The organism is Elusimicrobiota bacterium (assembly GCA_016180815.1).
Taxonomy (GTDB): Bacteria; Elusimicrobiota; Elusimicrobia; order JACQPE01; family JACQPE01; genus JACPAN01.
This window is the reverse complement of the sequence record JACPAN010000019.1, coordinates 22,707-47,886: the sequence shown is the minus strand read 5'-3', so window position 1 is coordinate 47,886 and position 25,180 is coordinate 22,707. Positions and strand designations below refer to the sequence as shown.

Sequence of the window (25,180 nt, the reverse complement as noted above, 5' to 3'; positions counted from 1 at the left end):
ATTTAAGATTTAGGAATTATGATTTAAGAATTAAATTAACCGATTCTTCCGGAAATGTTTATTATTCTCCGTTTGTAAAATTCAGTCGTGAGCACGGCTGTGACCCGGTAACTCTTAATTTTTCCGGAGGGCAATTTACTTGGGGCCCGGATAGTTCTATTGCTCCTCCTTCCATCACTACCCAAACGTTGCCCGGAGGAAGCATCGGAACCGGGATTTCTTATACTGCAACCCTAAACGCAAGCGGAGGAGTTACTCCCTATAATTGGAGCATAGTTTCAGGCAGTCTTCCGGATAGTTTGAGTTTAAATTCCGGAACTGGCTTGATTTCCGGAATTCCTTTATCTGCCGGCGCTTCTCGAGGAAGGGGTTGCGCCGATGAATCCGGCGGATGAACCGGAGATCCCCTGTCTTTGGATATTTTTATCTTTCCCGCATCAATAGATTTTTTTGTCAACAATCCGGTTTCAAATTTCTTGATTTCAAAAAATTTAATCGGGACATCGTCAACCATTCGCGTATCGACGATCGCATAATAAAGCCTCAAGGAATCCGAACTCCAAGCAAGACCCGAACACGGCCCCTTATCGTCGATTAAATTCATTTTTCCGGTTGCCGAATCAACAATAGCCAATGATTCATTTTCCATGACTACAGCCAGCTTTTTTCCGTCCGGAGAAAAAACGAATTCCAATAGCGGCGAAGGAATAGGGACATTTATACTTTTTTTCCCATCAACACCAAGCAATCTTAGAACCTCGGGATCAGTCGTCACCGCAATAACCGATTCGTCCGGACTCAACAAAAAAGGATGTTCATGAACCATCGGGCCGCTCCAAACTATCTCTGACGCAAAAATAGCGGCAAAAAACCAACTCGCGATAAAAACGTCTCTGGAATTTACAATTTGCATAAATATCACTCTCCCTTTTTTATTTTTTAGCCATTAAATCATCTCTAAGCAATCCTTTGGAAAGGCCTGCCGATTGAAGCGGGGCCTCCGGCGCCGCCGGTCCCACCATATTTTTTTCTTCCTCTTTTTGTCTTTTCTCATGAGATTTTTTGTCTTCTTCGCGTGCTATTTTCCACCCATGCCTGGCAAAAGTGCCCTCGTTGACGGTGCCATCCGAGTTCAAGAGTCCGTTGGAAATGAATATTCTCTTGAGCCCGTTGGAATGCTTGTCGTACCACTCCTGAGTTGTCTCGTCGTAGACCCCTTCCTCATGGGGCTGATTGCCATGATAGGGAACATAATCGAGAACCTCTTGAATGGGATTCCACTCTTCATAAGCTCTTCTCTTGCCCAAGACAATAAAATCAAATTCATACGTTCCCCTGCCGCCCATCAACTCCGCCACTTCAAAACCCTCAATAGAACTTTTTGTCACCGCAAGCCCCCTGGAATCAGCCGAACGGGGCGTCACCTGAACGGTAACGTCGTAGTCGGGAGAAGAGGCCAGGATAAAGTGCTCGGGCAGCTTAACCGTCCCTTTGCCATTGAGAACCTCGGCGCGTCCGCGCCAGTACGTCGCGTTCTCGCCTCCTTCCAGGGTCGCATAGACAATGGATTTCGTCGGATCTTTGGGATGAGGATTGGCCCAGCTTTTAGTTCCGATTGCATTGTAAAGTCCATAGTTTGTTGTAGCGCCTGATCCAACGGCATAGATTCCATAATGGGTCGTCCCTCCTGCTCCGTCGGCATAGGCATAAACTCCGACTCCTGTCCCTGAATTATCATTATTATCCAGCCAAGAAGCCCCGGCCTCGGTTGTTGCGGTGTAAACGTGAAGCGGATAAGAAGCGTTTGTGGTTCCGATGCCCACAAAACCACCGCTTTCAATCCTCATTTGTTCCGTAACAGAGCCGCCATTCACACGCGTGGTAAATATCAAAGCCGTAGAGTAGTCGCCGCTGGTCGCGTTCTCCTTGTAAGCCGAGATAGAGGCTCCGGAATAAACATTCGCTCCTCCGTCATATCCCATCTCAATGCCTCCGCCGATACCCGCGGCCAGCGCGCTGTTATCATACAGTGTAATCAAAGCGCGGGAAGGGCTTTGAACGCGAGGAAGCTTCCTGATAAACAGGGGGGAGGCTGTGTTCGTCGTGCCGATACCCACGTTGCCGCTCGGCGTATTGATAAATATGCCATTGGTGCCTGTATTCCAATCAGCTATGGCATAGGTATCCGGATTCAATCTCTCCCAAATGCCAAGATCGTTGGCCCCGGGAGTGCCCGCCGTTCCCAATACGCGAATGGCGCCCGCAGGGCTGTCAAAGTACGCCGCTCCGCCGGCGACATGAAACTTCTCCTGAGGATCCGTCGTGCCGATGCCCACGTTGCCGCCGGTAATATCCAACTCATAAGCATTTTCAAGAACCATATCGATACGTTTGGGACTGGTGGTCGTACCCCAGCCCATATACATGGCCCTGATGCCGCCGATTGATTCGCGCCATTCAATATAGGGAAGTTTGCTTGCGGAATTCGCGTCAGCCAAGGTCAAGGCGTCGGTGGAGAATCTAAAATTGCTTGCGCTGGCGCCCGTGTAAACCTCCAACACATCAGCAGGGCTCGTTGTTCCGATGCCGACGTTTGCGCCGTTTTCATAAACACGAGTATGGGGATCAAGTCCGCAAACCAGATAGGGATCGGAGCCGAAACGTATCAACACATAGCCGTCGCCGGCATTCCATCCGTTGGAATATAGTTCGTTGCCGCCTGTTTGATTGGGGAAGATAGCCAAGTTATTGCCACCTATTCCCCACTCGCTGCACCAGCCATAAGTGGAGCTTCCATCGCAACTAGAGCCGAAGTAATTGGTATATCCGACAGAACTCTCGATCCAATCACCAAAGGCATTATTGCGATACCATTTTCTCCAGGTACCGCTGGTAGGCGTACTTCCTGCTCCCGGCGTGTTAGCGATGTACTGATCACGATACCAATCACCGCGCTCGGAGCACCAAGATCCCAGCGTGGTATCAGCGGAAACTACGACTTTCATCAAAACATAAGACGTCGTCCCAAGCTGAAAAGAATTCAAAAAGTCGTCAAAGGCGGTATCGGGAATATTGTCAAGATTGTTGTCCCTATAATAAAACTCGTAAACCCCTTTTTCTCCGGTTTCGCCCCCCGTGCCTTGCCAACTGTAGGTATCGGTGCTGTTCTTGACGCATTGCTGATAAACATCCGCAACGCCTGTGCCTCCGGCCACATATCTCATCGTGCCCCGGGTCGTTGAAGAGCAGGAATCCGAGGTTGTGCCCATTTGAATGGCGCCCTCCACGTCCAACTTTTCCGCCGGATTCTGCGTGCCGATGCCGACGTTGCCGCCGGAAAGAATCGTCATCTTGCCGGCAGCACCGGCCGTTACAAAGTCTATTTGAGTCGCATCCTCTGTGCCGATACGTGATCGACTTGAAGACGGGCAGCGGGGCTCGCGGTGCCGATGCCGACCTTGCCTGTATGGAAATCCCCGTAAATCAACGGGCTGCCGTAATTTTTATTGGCGATATAAAGCGTGTTCGAAGAGGTTGTCAGATTGTAACCGGCCTGATAACCGATAAGCACATTGCCCGTGCCCATAGTCAGACTGTACCCTGCGTCGCGCCCAAGGGTGGTGTTGTAATTGCCCGTTGTGTTGTTCCTGCCCGCCTCGTAGCCGATAAACGTGTTCGAGCCTCCTCCTGTATTTAAAACGCCGCTTTGATAACCCAAAAACGTATTTTGCCCGGTGGTGGTGTTTAACCCTGCGCCCCGGCCGACGAAAGTATTGCCGTCGGCTGTTTGCTGGGAATTGCCGGCTAAATAGCCTACGATGGTGTTGCCGTTTCCGGTGGTATTGGCGCCGGCGGCGGAGTAACCCACAAAAACATTTTCGTTGCCGGAATTGTTTTGATCTCCCGCCGCCCAGCCGACCATGACATTGCCGGTGGCCGTGTTGGCGTCGCCGGCGCTGTAACCAACAAAAACATTGGAGCCGCCCGTGGAATTGCTATACCCGGCCCGGCGGCCAAGGAAGACGTTTTGTGTGCCTGAACCGTTTGTTGCTCCCGACAGGTGCCCGACGAACGTATTGTCGGCTCCATTATTTGTGCTGCCTGCCATATATCCGACAAATGTGCCTTGAGATGCGCTGGAGTTCGTTTGTCCGGCTTGATAACCGAGAAAAACATTCTCCTGGCCCGCTGTGTTTGAATCGCCGGAATAAGCGCCGACGAAAGTATTCCGGGAAGCGGTATTAATATAACCGGACTCAAAACCGACAAACGTGTTGTGATTGCCCGACACGTCGCCATAACCCGCCTCAACGCCGAGGTAGGTATTGCCCTGGCCATTTTTGTGGTTGTAGCCCGAAAGCCCGCCGATAAACGTATTGCTTAATCCCGTCGTGTTCGACGTGCCCGCCCGATAGCCCATGAAAGTCAAATAGGTGCCCGTCGCTGTAGACGTTCCGGCCTGAACACCCACAAATGCCTTGGTATCAGAAGAGGCCAGCACTCGAAAGCCTTGCTGGTAGTAGCCATTCGCATCATAAACGTCGAGCCTGCCGACGGGATTCTCCGTGCCGATGCCGACGTTGCCGCCGCTGAGGATCGTCATTCTCCAAGCGTTGCTGGTGCCGAGTTGAAGCTTGCCTGCTTCATAGTTCATGAGATAGGTATCCAAGTTTACTGCGCCGACCGCAGAACCGTCCGTAGCTCCGGCGCCGGTTGTCGAATTCGTAAATTTTGTTTTGGAATTCACTCCCGCATCGTGAATATGCAACTTCTCTTGAGGAACCCCTGTTCCGATGCCGATGCTGGTTGCGTTGTCATAAATCGTGCCCGTCACCAGGGCGGAGCCGTCCCAGCGGGGAACATAGCTGGTCGTGATCGCGCCCACCTGGGGGTCGGTTTCATAGGTGCCGATATTGCCGGTGTGAATGAGGGTTCGGGCGGCCGTGCCGTCATGCCACTTCAAATCGGTGGCGTTGCGGCGCAAGCGGTAAGCGTTAGGATCGGCGCCGGCGTTTTGAAATTCAAGCTCATCCAAGTCCAAAACATCGCCATTGTTTCCGTCCATAATAATGCTCCCCGGCATCTGGATATTGCCCGCCGAGGTGATCGTGGTTTGGGTAACGCCCGAAGCCACGACCAAATTGCCGCCTTCCACGTGAAGTGTGACAATAGGGGTGACTGTCCCGATGCCGACGTTGCCGTTGGTGTCAATGGTCATCCGGATACTGCTGTTTAAGGTCAAATCCCCGGCATTGCCGATCATGAATTTATCGCCGTCATCGTTGTTGATCCCCAGCACCCATGGAGAACCTGAAGTCGGGTCCATGGCGATTCTCGGATCATTGCTCATATTGGAATTCTGCAAAAACAGCGTGGAGTCGGTAGTGGACTCAATGACACTTAACTTGCCCCAACCAGAAGGGGAATTCGTACCGATACCCACGCGGCCGGAAACCGCGGCCAACAGCGCTTGCCCGTCCACCGAGCCGGAGGAAACGTGGAAAACAGCGCCGGATTGAATAGCGCTCTGGTTTAAGATCGCGGCAGTACCCAGGTCGCTGGCTTGGATCGCCGAGGAAACAAACCGGGTGCCGTTGCCTCTTAGGTATTGTCCGGAGGTGGCGGTGTTGTTGATCCTAAAGCCCTGGCCGGTGGCCACATTAATGTCCCCCTGGACATGAAGCATTTGAGCCGGTGAGGCCGTGCCGATGCCCACGTTGCCGGTTCCCTCCAGCGTCATTATTTCAGTCAAAACCGGCGAACCGAATGTGCCCGTATTGCGCCTAAACCTTATGCCCCCATATGTTGCGTCGCCGGGGTAATAATTATCAATATAAAGATTCGCTAAATTAAAATGATCGTAGTTAATAATACCCATGCTGTTGCCTGACTTATACATTCTGATCGTCGAACTTGAAGCCGTGGCTTCCACCAATAAAGTAGGGTTGGAATCATAAACATGAAACTTAAACGCCGGGCTCGCAGTGCCGATGCCCGCGTTGCCGCTGCCCAGAATGGTCAATACGTCTCGGGTTCCCAGGACCGCGTTGTCGAGCGTGGTCCCTGAACTGATTTTAAGAATGCCGTCGCCAGCGCTGGCGTCAATGCCTATGGCCCAGGAGCGGGAGTCTCCGCTGATTAAGACAGCGGAGTCCCCTGTGGAGGCCTGCTCGACCTTAAGAGCGGGGAGGGTGTCCGTATTGCTTTCGTAGACATGGACATTGGTATCAGGGGCCGCAGTGCCGATGCCGACGTTGCCGTTGGTGTCGATCGCTAATTTTGGCGATCCGGCTTGCGTAATCTGAATGGCTTGAGAAGCGGAATTATTGATAAGCAAGGTTCCGCCGGATTGGTAAAGAACGCTTAGAGCATCCATCTTAAGACCGCCGCTTGCCGCAGGAACCCTAACATAACCGTTAACTTCAAGTTTTTCCGCAGGCGTCCCGGAGACTCCGATGCCCACATTCCCCGATGTTCTGGCCAAAAGGGTCTGCCCGCCCACGGAGGCGGAGGAGACGTAGAACGTGGAACCTGCCTGAAGGTCGTTTTGATTGAGGATGGCGATGGAGCCGAGATTGCCCGTATGTAAAACCGTGCGGGCGGCCGTGCCGTCATGCCAGTAAAGCGTTTCTCCGGTGCCGCTTCGACCTATCAATCCGCCCGAGCCGGGCGCCCCGACATTATCAAGCACCAAATAAGCCCCCATGACATTGCCGGTGGCCCTCATGTCCCCCGCGATATGCAGTTTGGCCAGAGTCGGATTATTCGTGCCGATGCCCACGTTGCCGTTATTGAGAATGGTCAATAAATCGCTGACGGCGTTATTGGTTGAAATGCGCAAAATGCCGGCGTTGGGATAAATCAACCAGTCCCAATAGCCGCCCGCGCGGTCGTCGAGGGTCAAGCCCGATGAGGTGCCGGTGGAACCCAATTGCGCACCGGCGGGCGCAGCCGCAAGGGCGGCCATAGAAAACGCCAGCGCCCAGGCCCAGACGCGCGCGCGCATATAGAGAGAATTTTGGGCCAAATGGGCAGAGCTCGCCCTTACCCATGCGAAAAATTTGAATTTAAAATTTGAGATTTCAGATTTAAGATGCAAGGCATCAACGATGCTTTTCATCAAGCGCCTGAAGGCGCCGAGGGCATGAACCAACACGCCCGCGGTCACGACTCGCGTTTTTTTATTGTTCATGGGTTAATGAACCTCCTGATTTCCAAGCAAAAAACGACGGTAAAAATCGAACGCCATGTCATAGCTTGAGGCGTGAAAACTAAACGCGCAAGCGGTAACTTTTGAATCAAAAAAACCAAAAAATTCTTTGATGAGATTGCTTCGCCCAAGGCTCGCAATGACAAAAATTCAAAATTAGTCATAAAACATAAATTAAGCTGTTCACTACATGTTTTAATGCAAAAATAAAGAAAATAAAGGCTTTTTTTGCGTTTTTCCTCCCTAATAATCATATAAACCCAGTTCTCGAAAAAGTCAAGAGGGGTCCCCCAACCCTCACGAAGCAAGGGGCGCTGATTTTGATTTAGAAGTGCTGGTTTTGGTGACGCCGAATATTTTAAGGCAACTTAAGTTCGGATGCGAACTTTTGAAAAGGCAGAACCCGCAAGGGCAATGATCCATGCTCGTAATCTTTAACGCCTAAATGAACAACATAAAACTCAGGGATGGATAACCGCTGCGCAAAGTAAGCGATGGAGGCGGACACCGGAGCATCACTTAATTGAGCTTCGACGGCAAAGAGCGGTTTTCTGTCTTTGACGACTACAAAATCAACTTCGCGTCTATCTGTATCCCGAATATAGCGCAATTCCATCCTATGCCCTTGCGTTTGCTCCACAAAGTGACAATATTTCAATAATTGGCCGGCGACAAAATTTTCAAACCTCGGGCCCGGCTCAGGCACGCTGGACCAGTCCCAAAGGTAGGTCTTTTGCTCTTTTTTAACGGCTCGTATGGTCGCAGCGCCAAAGGGCGCAACGCGGAATATGACAAAAAGCCGCTCCAAAATATTAAGCCAATTTTGCACGGTCCGATGGGCTACCTGCAAATCTTCCCGAAGGTTATTGATCGACAGAGGAGACCCGACGGTATTGGGGATATGCTCAGCCAACCTGGCGACAAGAACCACTTCTTCGACTTTTTCAAGATCCCGCAAGTCATCCCGCAAAACCTGGCGCATGCGCTCCATTTGCCAACGCCGCCATCGGATTTGCGATTGAGCCAAAAACGGCTCGGGGAATCCCCCGAAACGAAGCAATGTCTCCAGAGAACTGCGGCGGCAATCAGCGTCTATCTCGGCCAAGCTGAAAGGGTGGAGCTGATAAAAATGATAGCGCCCGGTTAAAGCATCCCCTCCTCTGGCATAGTAATCAAGCCTTGCGCTGCCGGTCACCAGATACCGGCGCCGGCTGCGTGTTTTGTCATAGAGCCCTTTAAGCCAATTCCTCCAACGTTTATATTTGTGGATTTCATCAAAAACAAGCAATTTTTCGTTGGGCGGGAATTCTTGAGCCAACAATTTTTTCTGATCGTCCGGAAAATCCCAATTGAAATAGGCTGGGTGAGATTCATCGCCTCCCAACAAATTAAGGGCTAAAGATGTCTTTCCAACCTGGCGCGGCCCGCTAAGAAAAACCATTTTTTCGCTGACGTCGGTTTCAATGTAGGATTCAAGGTAGCGTTTTTTGTCCATAAATTTAATAGGTATCAAATTTACTCATGAGTAATTTTAACAGCTATATAAAAAAGTAGCAAGGCTTTTTCTGCCGGCTTAACTCGAAGATCATCCTGACGCGCAGATCCATACGAATTTCCCGATAATCATCTTGAAAACTTTTAAGCACAAGGCCGGGCTTCGATTGCTTATTGACAAATTCGCGGCCCGGAGCCATGCTTTTAATGTATGGATCAGCAGCCGCTTGTTCCCCAGCCCGATCCTTTTGTCGATATCGCCAATATCGACGCGGCCAAAGTCGCTTTGAATTGGACCAAAGAAAAAATCGAAAAGCTTGAAGAGGTCAATCGAGAGCTCTTGGCCAAGATGGAAGCCGTTTCCGTCGTGCAAACCGCCAAAGAGCGCGACCTGGAGAATCTAAAAAAAGCCCTCGAAGAGCGCGGTCAGCAATTAGGCGAGCAACAGGCGTTTTTCGACCGGCTGGCGGAAACCTACAAGCTGTTGTCCGCCGGAAAAATGGATATCAGCATCCTGATTCAAAAGCAATTGGAACTCGACACCCTGCAAAAACGCTTGATTGACGAGCATCAGCAGCGCCTGCTCGATTTGGAAAAATCCCAGCAGGAAATTCAAACCCGCTGGCATGAGCGCCTGCTGGAACTCGAAACCCAGTACGCCCAACGTCTGGCCAGCGCCCGGCAGAATTTCGAATCCATGCGCGCCGGCGAGGAACACAAGCTCCGGCAGCGGGTGAAAGAGCTGGAAACCTCCCACCATCAGAAGGAAAGCGAGGTTGAAATCGAGCGAACGCGCCTGGAGATGGATTACCGCCAGCGCATGGAAAGACTCGAAGCCGGATTCTCACAAAAGCACGCGTTCCTGGAAAAAGAGTTTGAAGAGCTCAAAACCAAGCTCTACCGTGAAATCGAAGCGCAGCGGGACGCCTTTGTCAAAGGCGCCCAGGAGCGGGAGGAAATTTTCGAGCAAAAATACAAAGAAGCTGCGGAGAATCTGAAGGCGGAAATCAAGTCGCTCGAAAACGAGCGGGACATGTTGGCCATGAAGGTTCAGGCGGCGAACGAATCCTTGTCCGCGCTTAAGGCCAGCTACCATCAGGAAGTTCTGGCCAAGATTCAAATTCAGGAAGAAAACTACCGCAAGCGCGCGTCGGACATCAGCCGCAAGGAAAACGAGCTGGAAACCAAATACACGGGCCGCGTCAGGGACCTCGATGAATCTTACGCCAAAATGCGCCAGGAATTCGAGGAGCGGGCCGGGCAGCTGGAATCGAATTTTCGCCAGAAGGAAAATGAGCTGCGCTTGAACTTCGACCATCAGAAGGCGCTGTTAGATGCCGAGCTTTCCGCGTCCATCGAATCGGCCCAGACGCTCACCAGGCAAATGCACGAATTCGAAGAGCGGACGCTGCAGGAAACCCTGAAAAAAGAAGCGCAATGGGGCAAAACCATCGAGGACTTAAAGCGGGAAAAACAAACGGCGCAAGCGCAGTTGGAAAAACAGATCCGCGAAATGGAAGATGATTTCCACGCTCAAATCCGGTTCCAGGGCGAAATCTATCAGAAAAAAGTCTTGGAGCTGGAGTCGCAAATGAACGCCAAAAAAGCGGCCCTGGATAAGGAATACCGGGCTCTGGAAACGCAATTGCGCCAGGAATTGGCCGCCGAGCGCCAGGGGGTCGAAAAAAAGTACCAGGAAGAATCGGCGCTCATCCGCGAGGAATCGGCCAAAAAAGAACAGGAGCGCCGGCAGATGGAGGAACAACTTCATCAATGGCAAATCGAGCAATCCAAAGTCCGCGGCCAATTGGAAGAAGAAATCATCAAGAAACAGGCCGCTTTCGAAATCCAATTGAAGGAACGCCACGCGCAAGTGGACGCTCAGGCCCGGCGCTGGGAAACCGAATTTAGGGAGCGCGAGCGCGGCCTGGACGCGGAACGGGAGCGCCTGTATCAATCCCTTGAAAAACGCCGCTTGGAGCTCGACGATTTGGAGCGCGTGATGATGAAACGCCTGGAGGATTTGGAATCGGAAAAACAAGGCAAAGAAAAAGAATGGCAGCGCCGGGAAGAAGAATTGCGCCGCCGCGACGCGGAGTGGCACCGGCACCGCCAGCATTTGGAAACGCTATACAGCCAAAAAGCCGTCAAACTTGAAGAGCTCAAAGAAGAGCTCTTGAAGGAAATCCAGACCTACAAGGCCTGGCAGGTTAAAAGCGAAGGCTCAAAAATTTAACGTGGATAAAATCGCCGGCATCCCCCCTTTGGGTGAAATCTGGGCCAAGTTGGACGCCATTTGCCAGAACCTTTGGAAAGAGGACCGGGCCGCGGCCGTGACCCTTCAGGCGATGATTGAGGAATACCGGACGGAAATGGCGGAAGCGGACCGCTTGCTGGTCCAGTCAAAAACAATGCTGGCCGAAGAGCGGGAAACAACGGAGCGCATCCTGGCCGCGCGCCATCATGAAGAAATCGCCCGTCTCCAGGAACGCTTAAAGCAAACCGAAGAAGAAGTTGCCGGCGCCAAGCGCCGCCTGGATCAGGAAATCATCAGAAATAAAGAATTGCACGAGCTTCTTGAAGGCAAAGGAAGGGAATTAGAGGACTTTCAAGACGAGGCGTTGAAGCGCGAGGCCGAGTTTCACGCCAAATACCTGGAAAAAATGCGCATCCTATGCCAGGAAATTTATCAGGAAGCCATGGGCCGCTGGCCGGCGGCAGCCGGGGAATCGGCCCCCCACCCCAACCCTCCGGCGGGACCGAGCGGCCTGCGGCCGCCCGCCGCACCCGAAGCTCAGCGGAGGGCGCTCCCCCAAGGGGAGAAGGAAAAAGAAAAAAATCCGAATCCGGAAGAAAAGAAAACGCCAGGGTGGCGCAACGTGATTAAACGCTGGCTTTTGGGCTAGTTTTGCCGGCGGGCTTGACCAAACCATAACGCTTTAACTCTTCAGCGGCCCGGTCAAAATGATCGTGAGCCTGAGACTGCTTAGCCCAGGCATAGAGCTCCTCAAAACCCTCTTCAAGGCTGACGCGAGGCTCCCATCTGAGTTCCCGCCTGATGGCTTGAGCGTCGGCAAAACAATGCCGGACATCGCCGGTGCGATAAGCGCCGTTGATATCCGCGGCGATGCGCCCTTTGCGGCCCGCTGCTTTCAAAGCCAAATCCGCGACCTGGGCGATGGTCACGGCCTGGCCCCGCCCCACGTTAAAAACGCGGTCTTTGACCGGACTCTCCAGCGACAAACGCACGGCCCGCGCCACATCACGGACATGGATGAAATCCCTAGATTGCAGCCCGTCTTCATAAATGACCGGAGACCGCTCATTGAGAATCCTCGAAAAAAAGATGGCCGCGACTCCGGTGTACGGATTGGACAATGATTGCCCGGTTCCAAACACATTAAAAAACCGCAAAGCGACGGTCGGCAAATTGTGTGAACGTCCGAGCATAATCGCGATTTCCTCGGTATCGCGCTTGCTTAAGGCGTAGATGCTCTCGCAATGAAACATCTCGGTTTCCGGAGTTCCCACGGGCTTGAGCGCGCCATGGCATTGCGGGCATTCGAGTTCCCAAAGCCCGCTTTTGAGGCGTTGTTCCGGGCGCATTTGCCCGCGCACGTTTTTGGCGCAGCGCTCGCAGCGATACAACCCTTCGCCGTAGGCGCTCATGCTGGAGGCGACCACGATTTTTTTGACGGGTAAGCGGTTTTTAATGATGGTCTGATACAAGCACGCCGTGCCCGTCACATTGGCATGCGTATAGTAAACGACTTCGTACATGCTTTGGCCCACGCCCACGGTCGCAGCCAAATGCGCCACGGCGTCAACCCCGTCTAAAGCCTTCAGCATGGCCTTGGGATCGGTGACATCTCCATGAATAAAATCAGCGCCCTGGATCCGGGCGGCTTTAGCGCCGCCTTCTCCATGAACCTGAGGGTCCAAATTGTCGAGAAGGACGACTTTGTGGCCGGATTCCAAACAATTGTCGGCCAGATGAGACCCGATGAATCCAGCGCCGCCGGTAATCAAAATTTTCATGCGAAATTCATTATGTTAAATATAACGTCCGGTATGAGAACGCGACGCGGCCTTGATGGTTTCCGGGGAACCCTGGGCCACCAGTTCGCCGCCCGCGTCCCCGCCGTCGGGGCCGAGATCGATAATCCAATCAGCGCAACGGATAATATCCGCATTGTGCTCGATGACCAACACCGTGTTGCCTTGATCGACCAGGCGATGCAAAACGCCCAACAGCTTGGCCACGTCATCGAAATGCAGCCCGGTGGTCGGCTCATCCAAAATATACAGCGTGCGCCCGGTGGCGAATTTGGCGAGCTCGGCCGCGAGCTTGACGCGCTGGGCTTCGCCGCCGGAGAGCGTGGTGGCGGATTGCCCCAGCTTGATATAACCCAACCCCACCTCTTGCAACACTTTAAGCATGCGCTGAATTTTGGGAAAATCTTTAAAAATCTCAAGAGCCGCGGATACGGGGCTCTCCAAAATATCCGCGATCGAGCGTCCTTCAAAACGCACCTCGAGCGTTTCTTCGTTGAACCGGCGGCCCCTGCAGGAGTCGCAGGTCACGTAAACATCGGCTAAAAACTGCATTTCGATTTTGAGCATGCCGTCCCCTGAACAGTTTTCGCAGCGACCCCCGGGCACGTTAAAAGAAAACCGTCCGGGTTTATACCCCCGGCGGCGCGACTCGGGCAACAGAGCGAACAATTCCCGAATCGGCGACCATACTTCGGTGTACGTGGCCGGGTTCGATCTGGGCGTGCGGCCGATGGGGTCCTGATCCACGAGCAGCGCTTTGTCGATCGAAGCCCAGCCTTCGATGGCGTCATGCGCGCCGGGCGGCTCTTTGGCGCCGTAAAAACGTTTGGCCGCAGCCTTGTACAACACCTCATGAACCAAGGTGGATTTGCCGGAGCCCGACACCCCGGTGACGCAGACAAAACGGCCCAAGGGAATGGTCACGTCGATATTTTTCAAATTGAATTGCCGCGCGCCCTTGATGAGAAGCCGGGCGTTGCGATCGGGGCCGCGAACCTTCGATTTTAAATCCGCGACTTTTTTGACGCCGTTGAGGTATTGCGCGGTCAACGAATCCTTGGACTTGAGCAGCCCCTCGAGCGGCCCGCCGTAAACGATGTTGCCGCCATGTTCGCCGCCGCCGGGGCCCAAGTCCACGATCCAGTCCGCGGTGCGGATCGTTTCTTCATCATGCTCGACGGTCAACAAGGTATTGCCTTGATCGCGCAACTGCTTCAATACGGCCAACAACAACGTATTGTCCTTGGGGTGAAGCCCGATGGTGGGCTCGTCAAGCACATAGAGGACGCCCACCAACCCGCTGCCGATTTGAGTGGCCAAATGAATGCGCTGGGCTTCGCCGCCGGACAATGTTTGAGACTCCCGGTCCAAGGTCAAATAACCCAAACCCACATTGGTCAAAAAACCCAGCCTGGTCGTGATTTCCTTCAACACTTGCCGGGCGATTTGCTGTTTGCTTTCGGAAAGCTTGAGGTCCCTGAAAAAGTGGAACGCGCGCTCGATGGATAAAGCGGTTGCCGTCGCGATGTTCAAAGCGCCCACCGTGACGCAAAGAGCTTCTTTTTTCAGCCGCTTGCCCTGGCAGGATTTGCAAGAGAGCCGCTGCATATAGCGGCGCATGATTTCTTCTTTGACAAAAACGGAATCCGTCTCTTGATAGCGCCGCTTCAATCCCCCGATTACGCCTTCAAAATCTTTATTGCGGCTCATCCAATGAACGCGGTAAGAACCGCCGCCGTAAAGCAACAGCTCGCGGCCGGCTTTGGGCAGCTTCTTCCAGGGCAAATGCTTGGGGATGCCCTGATTGCGGCAAAGACCGTCCAAAATTTCGCCGTAATAAGAGCGCCAGGAACCTTTCCATCGGTGCGTGCGCGTGGTGATGGGCTCGGCCCAGGCATGAATCGCGCCTTCATCGAGCGTTTTGTTTTGATCGGGCACCACCAGCTCCGGCGCGATTTCAAGATTCGCGCCCAATCCCTCGCAACTCGGGCAAGCCCCGTAAGGGCTGTTGAAGGAAAACAGCCTGGGCTCCATTTCCGGAATCGAGGTATGACAGCGCGGGCAGGACAAATGCTGGGAATGAAGGCGGCTGACGCCCTTGCCCTCGATTTGAATCAACCCCCGGGATTCCCTTAACGCGGCTTCGACGCTTTCCGCCAGCCTCTCTTTGGAACCGGCGGCCACCCGCAAACGGTCGATTTCAATTTCAATCGTGTGCTTGACATATCGCGAGAGCTTGGGCAATTTGCCGTCTAAAGCCGCCGTTTTTCCGTTGACGCGAACCCGCACCCAACCGGCGGCCCGCAGTTTTTTAAACAGCGCCTCATAGGTGCCGGTGCGGCCGCGCACCAAAGGCGCGTACAACGTCAGCTCTTGACCGTCAAAATCCTTCAGCAAGGCGGCGATGATTTCGCTGGCCGACATGGCGCGGACTTCGTCGCCGCAAACCGCGCAATGCGGCGTGCCGACGCGGGCGAACAACAGCCTCAGGTAATCGTAAATTTCCGTCTGTGTGGCGACGCTCGAGCGCGGGTTGTGCGAGGGCGTGCGCTGCTCGATGGAAATCGCGGGAGAAAGGCCGGTGATGTAGTCGACATCCGGCTTATCCATCAATTCCAAAAACTGCCGCGCATAAGCGGACAGGCTTTCGACATACCGGCGCTGGCCCTCGGCGTAAATCGTGTCGAAGGCCAAGGATGATTTGCCGGAACCCGACACTCCGGTGACGACCACGAACGAATTCCTGGGCAGCTCGCAATGCACGTTCTTTAAATTGTGCACGCGCGCTCCGTGAACGACGATTTGATCGTCCGTCGTCGATCCCGGACTCCGGCGGTGTGTTTCCATTCGATTAGCGGGCAATGATTTTCCCCTGATGCGCCCAGGACACTTCCATTGGTTTGGCGAATTTTGGATTTTTATCGGGGTAATCGAGCATATAGTGAAGGCCGCGGGACTCCTTGCGCAAAAGGCCGCTCGCCACTACCGCCTGGGCCAGGGCCAAAATATTCCACAGCTCGGCCAAATCCTGATTCGGAGCGTAGGTGCGCACCAGTTCCTCGACCTCGACTTGAATCAAAGCCAGCCGGCGCGCGGCCCTCGTCAATCGGTCCCGGCTTCGAACGATGCCCACGTAATTGGCCATCAGCCTGCGGGTTTCATCCCAATTGTGAGCGATCAGCGTGTTAACGTCGGAGTCGGCTAGGGTTTTCTCGCCCCAGCGCGTCACCGATAAAACGCCGACGGCGGCTTTACCGTTGGTTTGAGGCGTTTCTTTGCGAAGCGCCTCGGCCGCGTAATGCGCCATGGCGCAGGCTTCCAGCAAGGAATTGGACGCCAAACGATTGGCGCCGTGCAAACCCGTGCAAGCCACCTCGCCGATGGCGTAAAGGCCGGGGAGCTCGGTGCCCCCCGCCACGTCCGCTTTAACGCCCCCGCAAAAATAATGCGCCGCAGGAACGACTGGAACGGGGTCCTTGGCCATGTCGATGCCCACCGATAAAAGCCGCTCAAAAATGTTCGGGAATCGATTTTTCAAAAATGACTCGCTCTTATGGCTGATATCTAAATAAACAAATTCGTTTCCGGTTTTTTTAAGCTCGGCGTCGATGGACCGGGCCACCACGTCCCTGGGCGCCAGCTCTCCCCGGGCGTCGTAACTTTTCATGAAGGCTTTGCCGCGCCGGTTCTTCAAAATCGCCCCCTCACCGCGCACCGCTTCTGAAATCAGGAAATTCCTTAACTTCGGATGATAAAGACAGGTGGGGTGAAACTGGACGAATTCCAAATTTTTAAGAGAAACGCCGGCGCGCCAGGCGATGGCCATGCCATCGCCGGTGGCGATATCGGGATTGGTGGTGTAGAGATAAATTTTTCCGGCGCCGCCGGTGGCCAGCACAACCCGTTTGGCCCGGACCGGCAAGAGAACGCCCTGATTCAGCACAACGGCCCCAAGCGCGCGGTTTTGGGCCGGCGGCGTTTGGGCCGGATTCGCTTTGAGCAAAAGGTCCAAAATCAAGGTGTTTTCCATGATTTTAATGCGCGGATTTTTGCGCACCGCAGACACCAAGGCGCGCTCGATTTCACGGCCCGTGAAATCCTTGGCATGAACGATGCGCCGGGCGGAATGCCCGCCTTCCAAGCCCAAATCCAACGCGCCGGCCGCGCCATGAGTGAAGCGCGCGCCCCAAGCTTCCAGTTCCCGCACGAAACGCGGCGCCTCGGCCACGATTTGGCGCGCCACGGGTTCTTCGCAGAGGCCGTCCCCGCATTTGATCGTGTCTTGGACATGGCGTTCGGCGGAATCCGCGGCATCCAAAGCCGCGGCCAGGCCGCCTTGGGCGTAATTCGTATTGGCCTCAACCAATTCTTTCTTAGTGACCACCAACACATGGGCATAATCGGCGGCTTTCAGCGCAAAAGAAAGCCCGGCGATGCCCGATCCGGCGACCAAAATATCCGTAACGATCGGTTCAGCGGCTGAATTTTTGTTGGGCATCTCAGCGAACGGGAAGAACCGCGGATGATGATTCCGAGACGACGACGAAGCTGTCGCCGACGTTCCGTGAGCCGCTTTCGTCCAATTGAATCATTTCAACGCGAAGCGCATCACCGGCGGGCGTCACGCGCATGTAATGGAAATCGGTACGCACGACATCGCCCGGGTTAGGCTGTCCTGGCCCAGATAGACGGCGGCGCAAATGATCATCGCTGGCATAATGGCGCGGGGAACCCCCGCCCCCGGTGATCACATAAACCACGGGTTCGACATGACGGCGTTCGTAAATATGGATATGCCCGGAAAAGACCAGACGAACTTTGGACGAACGTTCAAATACCGGGACGAAGCGTTCCAACACCCAACGGGAATCGGGCCCTGTTCCCGACGGGTGGCCAAGATACGAATACGCCGGGTGATGAAAAATCGGCACGATGAATTTTACATCCGGGTCGTTGTCGCCCAGGCGCACGGTTTCCTCAAGCCAAGCCAATTCGGTTTGGTCGAGCCCGCCGGCGGCGATAAACGTGCGGTTGGAATCGAGCAATAAATAGAGGACCCGGCCGGATTTGACGCTGTAGAACGTCCTGCTGAGATAAGGAAACATCTCATAAAAATTCCTAAGAGCATGCCGCTGGATTCCATAATAATCGTGATTGCCGATGGCCGGGAAAAACGGAATGTTCCCATCCACAATCGGGCGCACATGCTCGGCAAAAACGTCCCAACCACCCAACCATCGGCTTCTGGCGAAACCCATGGACACGATATCCCCGGCGTGAAAAACGGCGACCGGGCGTTCTTCGGCGGCGCCGCGATAAATGTTGGCCGGCACGCGAAAGCCGGGATCTTCCCTGCCTCTTAAACGCTCGGTGGGCGTGATAACGCGGCTGTCCCCGAAAACGACGATTTTACCCTCCGGAATTTCAAAATCATAGGCCCGCCCATGAACAGGCGCAACCAAAAACAATAAAAGGATTGAGAACGGTCTCAAGAAATTTATTCTACCTATTGCCGGGGCGTCAGTTTCTCGAAAAGACTCTCGGTATCCTGGGCGCGAACGACCAGGCTGGTGCGCAATAGATCCTCTTCGCCCGGTTGCCCGCTATGACGATAAAGGTGAAGTTCCATGGCGCCGGGCTCTTCGGCGCGCGGCCGCGCGTAAATCCCCAGCGCGTCCAGACAACCCCCGCCCATGGCTTTTAACACCCGGCGCTCAAGCTCGCCGGAGAGCCGGGTCGGATGATCTTCAACGGTGGATAGAATCTCGAACAAATCCGCCCGGGCCGCGCTGATTTCAGCCGTTAAAATCCCTTGGCCGCAGGGAGGGATCATTTCAAGGCTGGGATCAAAAAGTTTGACCGCATGTTCAATCAAACCTAAACGCCTCAATCCCGCGGCGCTGACGATCACCGCGTCCAATTCTCCCTTTAACGCCTTTGTCACCCTGGTATCGAGATTGCCGCGCACAGGCAGAACCTCAACCGTTTTACCCAGCGCCTTCATCAGGCCGATCAACTGGAACCGGCGGCGCAAGGAAGAAGAACCCACCCGGGCGCCGTTGGGCAAATCCGCGATGTCCTTGCGTCCGAACGTGACCAGGGCGTCTCTCGGATCGCCGCGGGGCTGGTAACCGCACAGCAGCAGCCCATCGGGGAGATCTCCGGGCATATCCTTTAACGAGTGCACCGCAAAATCAACGTCCCCGCGCAACAACGCCTCCTCGATTTCTTTGACGAAAATACCTTTGCCGGCCATGCGCAGCACGTCTTCAGTCGGACGCTCTTGAAAACGATCGCCGGAAGTCTGGATTTCAACAATCTCGAACTCAAGCGACGGATTTTGATCGCTTAAGCGCTCGCAATAGAGCCGGGTTTGCGTCAGTGCAAGGCGGGAACCGCGCGTTCCCACTTTAATGCGTTGAGCCGGGTTGATGTTTGAGGCCAAAATTCTTCAAGCTCCTTGTCGATAATGACGGCGGCTTTTTCGGCTTCTTCCTGGCGGTTGCGGGCGTTCGCCTGGGCAATGCCTTTCAAGTCATCGATATTATAAAGATAAGTCCGGGCCAAGCGGCCGACCGCGTCCTCCACGTTCCTGGGAAAACCGATATCCAAGATAAAAAGATCCCTCGTGCGCTCGAGCAGGGCTTGCCCGACCAGAGCCCGGGTGATCGCAGGCGTTTCCACGGAAAGCTGGGTCACCATGATATCCGCGATGCGCAGGGCGCGCGGCAACTCATCAAGCGTCGCCGCCTGGCCGCCGAACTCCCGGGCCAAGGCCTGGGCGCGCTCCAAACTGCGGCTTAAGAATAGAGTGTTTTTGGGCCTGGCCCAGACCAGATTCCTGGCGGTTTCCGTGCCCATGGCTCCGGAACCGACCACGGCCACGGTGCAATTTTTGATATCGGCAAAAATTTTTCCCGCCAGCTCCAGCGCGACCGAAGCCACGGACAAACGGCCCTGGGAAAGCCGGGTTTCAGAGCGCGCGCGTTTGCCGACGGCCAGGGCCTTTTGAAAAATGGTGTTGAGCACCTGCCCGGTGAACCCCCCTTGGCGCGCGGTTTCATAGGCTGTTTTGACCTGGCCCAAAATCTCGGTTTCGCCTAAAACCATGGAGTCCAGCCCCGCCGCCACCCGGAAAACATGGCGGACGGCCTCGCCGTTATGAAACGAGTAACACGCGGCGGAAGAGCCCAATGATTCGTTAAGGCGCCGCTTCAGCGATTCTTGAATTTCTTCGGATCCCGCGCCGTAAACCTCATAACGATTGCAGGTTGCCAGCACGCAAAGCTCGGACGCGGCTTGACCGAGGTGTTCGCGAAATTTATTTAAAGCGCCGTCCGCCTCGGCGCCCCAACGCCGGGATAATTCTTCAAGACCGGCGACCGGAACGCTTTTATGGCTGGCGCCGACGGTAAAAAACCGCAACAACCTCGTCTCCATTAATCAACCGGAAAGATAACCGTGAAGTTTGGATAAATAATTCACGCCGAAAAACGTAAACAGCACGCTCGCAAAACCCAACAGGTTGATGTAAACCGCCTGACGCCCCTGCCAGCCGCGCGCCAAACGCAAATGCAGATAAATGATGTAAATCATCCAAGTAATCAGCGCCCATGTTTCCTTGGCGTCCCAGCCCCAAAATCTTCCCCAAGCGTTCCAGGCCCAAATGCCGCCCATCACAATGCCGATGGTCAACGCGGGCAGGGCTAGAAAAATGATCTTGTAGCTTAAACGATCCAGAACCTCGAGCGAAGGAATTTGCCAGGCGAACTCCCTGGGGCGGCGGGAGCGGATTTGCCACTCCTGAACCAAATAAGCCGCAGAAAGACCGAAGGCATTGGCGAAAATCCCGTAACAAGCCATCAAAATCAACGGATGAATATTAATCCAATAACTCTGAAGCGCGGGCACTAAACCGGATAAAGCCGGATCGGTCCAAATCCAGACGCTGGATTGAGCCAAAAGCCCCAGGGGCAGGACAAAAGCCCCTAAGACGCTGATGCGATATTTCCAGGCCAAGGCCAAGCATGTTCCGTTGGTGACCAAGGCCAAATAAGACAAGGCTCCAAAAAACGTATTGATGGGCAAAAAATAACGGTTCTCTTGGTATAAACCCCAAAAATTCGCGATGCGCGCAAAAAAACTCAACACATGCGCGGCGCAGCCAGCGGCTAAAAGAATTTTCCAGCCCTTTTCCAAAAAACGGGCGTTTTTCCACATGTAAAGAAGGCTAAACGCCGCAGCCAGTGAATTGAAGAGAAGGGACCCTTTGAAAAGAAGCAGCTCCATGGGAAATCCCATTATATCATCCGCCGTCGGACAGCCGCGAATTTAAGCCATAAAAGCCCCGCCGGCCACAGCACAAAAACGACCAGGGACTGAGCGAAGGTCAAGCCTAAGACCGTGGGTTCCAGCGCCGCATCCGCGCGCAAAAATTCCAGCCCGAAACGCAGAACTCCGTAAAGTAAAAAATAAAAACCGAGAAGCTTGCCCGGAATTTTTTTTCTCATCGCCCGGCAAGCAACAAAAATCAGCCCGAGCCCGGCGGCCTCATACAGCTGGGTCGGGTGGAGCCTGACGCCCAGCAGTTCGGCCGGAAGCGAACAAGCCGGGTTGGTGAAGGTGGCGCCAAGAAAAAAATCCGTGGGGTAGCCCCAGCAGCAGCCGGCCATCAGGCAGCCGATGCGGCCTAAAGCATGGGACGCGGGCATGGCTTGGGCAAAGGCGTCGGTCACTGAAAAAACGGGCAGCTTCCGCCGAAACACATAAACAAAAACGCCGATCCCCGCCATGATCAGCCCGCCCGTGAACGAAAGCCCGCCTTCCCATAAACGCCAAAAGTCCCGCCAATCCGAAGGGTTCGTCAAAAAATAAAGGATGCGCGAACCCAAAACACCGAACACAAGGCAAATCCAAAGCAAACGCTCCGCGTGAACGGGCTTTTGTCCGGCTTCGCTTAAGGCCCTGCGGAGAATTTCATAGCCGGCCAAAAACCCGATCCCGACGAACAGTCCGTAGGTTTTCAAGGACAGGGGGCCGAAGGAGACCAGCTCAGGAAACACGGGTCATTAATTTATTTACGCTGCCTAATCAACGAGCCGACCAAATAGCAACAAACGCCGGTCGTGATCATGGAGTCCGCCAGGTTAAAGATCGGCCAGAAATGCAGGTCGATGAAATCAACGACATAACCCAAGCGCGCCCGGTCCAAAATGTTGCCCACGGCGCCGGAAAAAATAAGCAACAGGCCCCGGGATTCCCAGCGGCCTGGGCCGGCCGCCATGCGCCGGCGCCAAAAAATATAAATCGCCGCGGTCAACAGCGCATTGACCGCCAGCAAAAACCAGCCGGGCAAGGACCGCATCATCCCGAATGAAACTCCGGTATTGTGAACATACGTCAATGATAAAAAAGGCAGCAGGGCGACGGAGTCAAAAAGCGAAAATTTCGACTGCACCCAGGCTTTGCTGGCTTGATCCGCCAGCACCAAAAAAAATGCGAACCGGACCTCCGTCGGGAATCGAGGGCGCTTACTTCTCACCTACGGCTTCTTTGGCGTAGAGCACGCTGACGCATTTCGGGCACAAATTGGGGTCGCGGGGATCCGAACCCACGGAGGGGTGGTAAATCCAGCAGCGTTCGCATTTCGCTCCTTCGGTTTTGGACACGGTCACCGCGCTTTTGTCGTCGTCAACGGGGCCTTCCTTAAGATCGACATCCGAAACCATGAGCACGGTGGACAAAAAACTCTGCCAGAGGCGCAGAACGCCGTAATTCTTGCGGGAAACCTCAACCGCGACTTTGGCCTGAAGCGAGGAGCCCAAAATGCCGTCTTTCCTCATCTCATCGAGTTTTTTATGCACGGTTTCGCGAATGGCGAGGATGATGGGGGTCTGTTGTTTCAAATCATCGTCATCCCAATCAGCGCACGCTATGGGAAATTTCAATAAATGAGCCGCCTCCGGAAACGGCAATTTGACATTGGCCAGCATGGCCGGCTCCCTTTGGGAGCATAGGGCCAGCAGTTCGGCATAGGCTTCTTCGGCCGTGAACGGGCAAATCGGGGCCAGCATCGCAATCAAATAATGGCCGATCACGAACAAAACGCTTTGCGTGGCCCGCCGATCCGGGTCATCCGGCTTAAACGTATAAAGGCGGTCCTTGGAAATGTCGAAATAGAAATTGGATAAATCGTGAATCGAAAATTTGAGCAAAGCGCGCAGCACGCGGGGAAAATCCTGGGTTTCATAGCCTTCGCGGCATTCCTTGATCACGCCGTTTAAATCAGACAAGGCCCAACGCTCGAACCGTTCCAAATGATCCCAGGTGGGCACGCCGTGGCGATGCGGGTCAAAGCCGTGACAATTACCCAAAATAAAACGCAGGGTGTTCCTTAACTTTCGGTAATGATCCGCATAAAGCTCCATCAAACGCGGGGAAATGCGCACGTCCTCGATAGAAGCGGTCGAAGCGGCCCAAAGCCTCAACACATCCGCCCCCCATTTTTGCACGATGTCCTGAGGGCTGACCACATTGCCCAAGGATTTATGCATGGCCCGGCCCTGCTCATCCAACACCCAGCCGTTGGTGTACACCGCGCGATACGGCGCGCGCCCGGTCAAGGCCGCGGCCGTGATGATCGATGTTTGAAACCAGCCCCGGTGCTGATCGGAGCCTTCCAGATATATGTCCGCAGGGTAAGCCAGCGCCTCTTGCGCCTGAGCCACCGCAAACCAAGAGACGCCGGAATCCATCCAAACGTCGAGGATATTGGCGTCGCGCACAAACTGGCGGCTCCCGCAGGCGCAGGGGAAACGCTCGCCCAAATCGTTGAGGAAAACGCCGGCCGGATCGAACCAAAAATCTTCACCCTCGGCCGCGATTTTGGCGACCAAGACTTCGAAAAGCTTTTTTTCATCGTTGATACGATTGCAGGACTTACAGTAAAGAATCGGGATGGGCGCGCCCCAAATCCGCTGCCGGGACAAACACCAGTCCGGGCGCAATCCAACCATGGAACGGATGCGTTCTTTGGAGCCCGGGGGCAGCCACGCCGTTTCCTCGATGGCCGCCAAAATTTTCCGGCGCAAATCATTATGCTCGATGCTTAAAAACCATTGCTCAGTGGCCCTGAAAATCACCGGATTCTTGCAACGCCAGCAATGAGGGTAGGAATGCGTCGTCGTCGATGACGACAGCAGCCGCTGACCGAGAAGGCTCAGCAGGAGGCGGGTCGTCTCCTCCTCGCTGACGCGCCGCCCGGTCAACTCGGCCCATCCGGCCTCCGGCGTAAACGCGCCGGTCTCATTGACCGGACTGGCCACTTCAAGTTTGAAGCGCTGGCCCCAAAGAAAATCAATATCGCCATGGCCGGGCGCGCTGTGCACAATGCCTGTTCCCTCCTCCAGGGACACCTCCTCATCCGCGATCACAGGCACGGATCGCTTGGCCAGGGGGCTTGCCAACGTCCAGCCGGACATCTGCGCGGCCGTGAATGTTTCACCGGAGAACCGGCCGCCCAACAGTTGAGCCAAACGGTCTTTCAAGCGTTCGGCCACGATGACGCGGCGGCCGTCGTCGAGTTCAATAACCGCGTAGACGGCCTTGGGGTGGACGACCGCCGCGCGGTTGGCGGGTAATGTCCACGGCGTCGTCGTCCAGATTAAAACCGAATAATCGGGCTTTCCCTCAATGGGAAAAGCCACGTAAATGCTGGGCGATGTTTTTTCCTTGTATTCGATTTCAGCCTGGGCCAGGGCCGTCTCGCAATGCAAACACCAATACACCGGCTTTAAGCCTTTGTAAATATAGCCCTGCTGATAAAGCCGGATAAACGCCTCGACGATTTTGGAAGCATAGGGCGGTTCCATGGTGATATAGGGATTGTCCCAATCGCCTAAAATTCCCAGACGAACGAAATCTTTTTTCTGAACTTCCACCATGCGCAGAACAAACTCACGGCATTTTTTCCTGAAAGCCACGGGATCAGCCGCGGCCTCTTTTTTGGAAATTTTTAATTCCTTCAACAGCGCCTGCTCAATGGGCAACCCATGGCAATCCCAGCCGGGAACATAAGGGGCCTGAAAACCGGCGAGCGTTTTATAGCGGACGATGATGTCTTTGAGGGTTTTATTCAAGGCATGGCCCATGTGAATGGGCCCGTTGGCATAGGGAGGCCCGTCGTGAAGAATGTATTTGGCCGATCCGGCACGCGCGGCCAACGCCTTGCGATAGAGATCCGCTTTGGCCCAGGATTCCAGCCAAACAGGCTCCTTCTGAGCCAGGTCGGCTTTCATGGAAAAGGATGTTTGCGGAAGATTGACGGGATACTTCTTAGAGCTCATGAATCCGGTTAGAAATTAAAATGGACAACGAATGCAGTTTATTGCGCAAACGCCGGGATCGCTGAAACGTTGAAAA

General features: G+C 54.3%; 16 protein-coding genes. 2 read left to right on the top strand and 14 right to left on the bottom strand.

The window, feature by feature from the left end:
- Positions 1-259 precede the first annotated feature (259 nt).
- The 4 genes from HYT79_10385 to HYT79_10370 form a co-directional block, all read right to left on the bottom strand.
- Positions 260-826 (bottom strand): hypothetical protein, encoded by a 567-nt coding sequence (locus HYT79_10385; protein ID MBI2070991.1) that lies wholly within the window; start codon positions 824-826, stop codon positions 260-262.
- 106 nt (positions 827-932) lie between these two features.
- Positions 933-3,350 (bottom strand): hypothetical protein, encoded by a 2,418-nt coding sequence (locus HYT79_10380; GenBank protein MBI2070990.1) that lies wholly within the window; start codon positions 3,348-3,350, stop codon positions 933-935.
- A 29-nt stretch (positions 3,351-3,379) separates the two neighbouring features.
- Positions 3,380-7,192 (bottom strand): hypothetical protein, encoded by a 3,813-nt coding sequence (locus HYT79_10375; GenBank protein MBI2070989.1) that lies wholly within the window; start codon positions 7,190-7,192, stop codon positions 3,380-3,382.
- A 376-nt stretch (positions 7,193-7,568) separates the two neighbouring features.
- On the bottom strand, positions 7,569-8,705 hold the full coding sequence (locus HYT79_10370) for an ATP-binding protein (protein ID MBI2070988.1): 1,137 nt from the start codon (positions 8,703-8,705) through the stop codon (positions 7,569-7,571).
- Between the two features lie 210 nt (positions 8,706-8,915).
- Here HYT79_10370 and HYT79_10365 point away from each other — a divergent pair, with 210 nt between their 5' ends.
- Both HYT79_10365 and HYT79_10360 read left to right on the top strand, forming a co-directional pair.
- Complete coding sequence (locus HYT79_10365; GenBank protein MBI2070987.1) at positions 8,916-10,940, top strand: hypothetical protein; 2,025 nt, start codon at positions 8,916-8,918, stop codon at positions 10,938-10,940.
- A gap of 1 nt (position 10,941) precedes the next feature.
- The gene (locus tag HYT79_10360) at positions 10,942-11,610 is read left to right on the top strand and encodes a hypothetical protein (GenBank protein ID MBI2070986.1); all 669 of its coding nucleotides are present in this window, start codon (positions 10,942-10,944) and stop codon (positions 11,608-11,610) included.
- Here HYT79_10360 and HYT79_10355 read toward each other — a convergent pair.
- The 10 genes from HYT79_10355 to ileS are packed head-to-tail and all read right to left on the bottom strand — an operon-like array spanning position 11,588 to position 25,104.
- Positions 11,588-12,742 (bottom strand): GDP-mannose 4,6-dehydratase, encoded by a 1,155-nt coding sequence (locus HYT79_10355; GenBank protein ID MBI2070985.1) that lies wholly within the window; start codon positions 12,740-12,742, stop codon positions 11,588-11,590. The two genes, HYT79_10360 and HYT79_10355, sit on opposite strands and share 23 nt — an antisense overlap.
- Before the next feature lie 15 nt (positions 12,743-12,757).
- Positions 12,758-15,607: an excinuclease ABC subunit UvrA gene (gene uvrA / locus HYT79_10350; protein MBI2070984.1), complete on the bottom strand. Its 2,850-nt coding sequence runs from the start codon at positions 15,605-15,607 to the stop codon at positions 12,758-12,760.
- Positions 15,608-15,611: 4 nt separating this feature from the next.
- Complete coding sequence (nadB, locus tag HYT79_10345; GenBank protein MBI2070983.1) at positions 15,612-17,258, bottom strand: L-aspartate oxidase; 1,647 nt, start codon at positions 17,256-17,258, stop codon at positions 15,612-15,614.
- Between the two features lies 1 nt (position 17,259).
- Positions 17,260-18,252 (bottom strand): metallophosphoesterase, encoded by a 993-nt coding sequence (locus HYT79_10340; protein MBI2070982.1) that lies wholly within the window; start codon positions 18,250-18,252, stop codon positions 17,260-17,262.
- A 14-nt stretch (positions 18,253-18,266) separates the two neighbouring features.
- A complete protein-coding gene (gene hemC / locus HYT79_10335; protein MBI2070981.1) occupies positions 18,267-19,205 on the bottom strand; it encodes a hydroxymethylbilane synthase in 939 nt (312 codons plus the stop codon).
- A complete protein-coding gene (gene hemA / locus HYT79_10330; protein ID MBI2070980.1) occupies positions 19,139-20,188 on the bottom strand; it encodes a glutamyl-tRNA reductase in 1,050 nt (349 codons plus the stop codon). The genes hemC and hemA overlap by 67 nt, the downstream gene beginning before the upstream one ends.
- A 15-nt stretch (positions 20,189-20,203) precedes the next feature.
- Positions 20,204-21,049: a c-type cytochrome biogenesis protein CcsB gene (gene ccsB, locus HYT79_10325; GenBank protein MBI2070979.1), complete on the bottom strand. Its 846-nt coding sequence runs from the start codon at positions 21,047-21,049 to the stop codon at positions 20,204-20,206.
- An 11-nt stretch (positions 21,050-21,060) separates the two neighbouring features.
- On the bottom strand, positions 21,061-21,822 hold the full coding sequence (locus HYT79_10320) for a prolipoprotein diacylglyceryl transferase (protein ID MBI2070978.1): 762 nt from the start codon (positions 21,820-21,822) through the stop codon (positions 21,061-21,063).
- Between the two features lie 11 nt (positions 21,823-21,833).
- Positions 21,834-22,250, bottom strand: a complete 417-nt coding sequence (lspA, locus tag HYT79_10315) for a signal peptidase II (protein MBI2070977.1) — start codon at positions 22,248-22,250, stop codon at positions 21,834-21,836.
- Positions 22,251-22,290: 40 nt separating this feature from the next.
- Positions 22,291-25,104, bottom strand: a complete 2,814-nt coding sequence (ileS, locus tag HYT79_10310; GenBank protein MBI2070976.1) for an isoleucine--tRNA ligase — start codon at positions 25,102-25,104, stop codon at positions 22,291-22,293.
- Positions 25,105-25,180: the final 76 nt, after the last annotated feature.

What these genes read in the sequence shown, in the direction of transcription:
- HYT79_10355 (MBI2070985.1), bottom strand. Translation starts at nt 12,742, where the DNA reads ATGAAAATTTTGATTACCGGCGGCGCTGGATTCATCGGGTCTCATCTG.
- HYT79_10385 (MBI2070991.1), bottom strand. Translation starts at nt 826, where the DNA reads ATGGTTCATGAACATCCTTTTTTGTTGAGTCCGGACGAATCGGTTATT.
- ileS (MBI2070976.1), bottom strand. Translation starts at nt 25,104, where the DNA reads ATGAGCTCTAAGAAGTATCCCGTCAATCTTCCGCAAACATCCTTTTCC.
- HYT79_10375 (MBI2070989.1), bottom strand. Translation starts at nt 7,192, where the DNA reads ATGAACAATAAAAAAACGCGAGTCGTGACCGCGGGCGTGTTGGTTCAT.
- HYT79_10380 (MBI2070990.1), bottom strand. Translation starts at nt 3,350, where the DNA reads ATGACGATTCTTTCCGGCGGCAACGTCGGCATCGGCACGCAGAATCCG.
- HYT79_10365 (MBI2070987.1), top strand. Translation starts at nt 8,916, where the DNA reads ATGGATCAGCAGCCGCTTGTTCCCCAGCCCGATCCTTTTGTCGATATC.
- HYT79_10370 (MBI2070988.1), bottom strand. Translation starts at nt 8,705, where the DNA reads ATGGACAAAAAACGCTACCTTGAATCCTACATTGAAACCGACGTCAGC.
- uvrA (MBI2070984.1), bottom strand. Translation starts at nt 15,607, where the DNA reads ATGGAAACACACCGCCGGAGTCCGGGATCGACGACGGACGATCAAATC.
- ccsB (MBI2070979.1), bottom strand. Translation starts at nt 21,049, where the DNA reads ATGGAGCTGCTTCTTTTCAAAGGGTCCCTTCTCTTCAATTCACTGGCT.
- nadB (MBI2070983.1), bottom strand. Translation starts at nt 17,258, where the DNA reads ATGCCCAACAAAAATTCAGCCGCTGAACCGATCGTTACGGATATTTTG.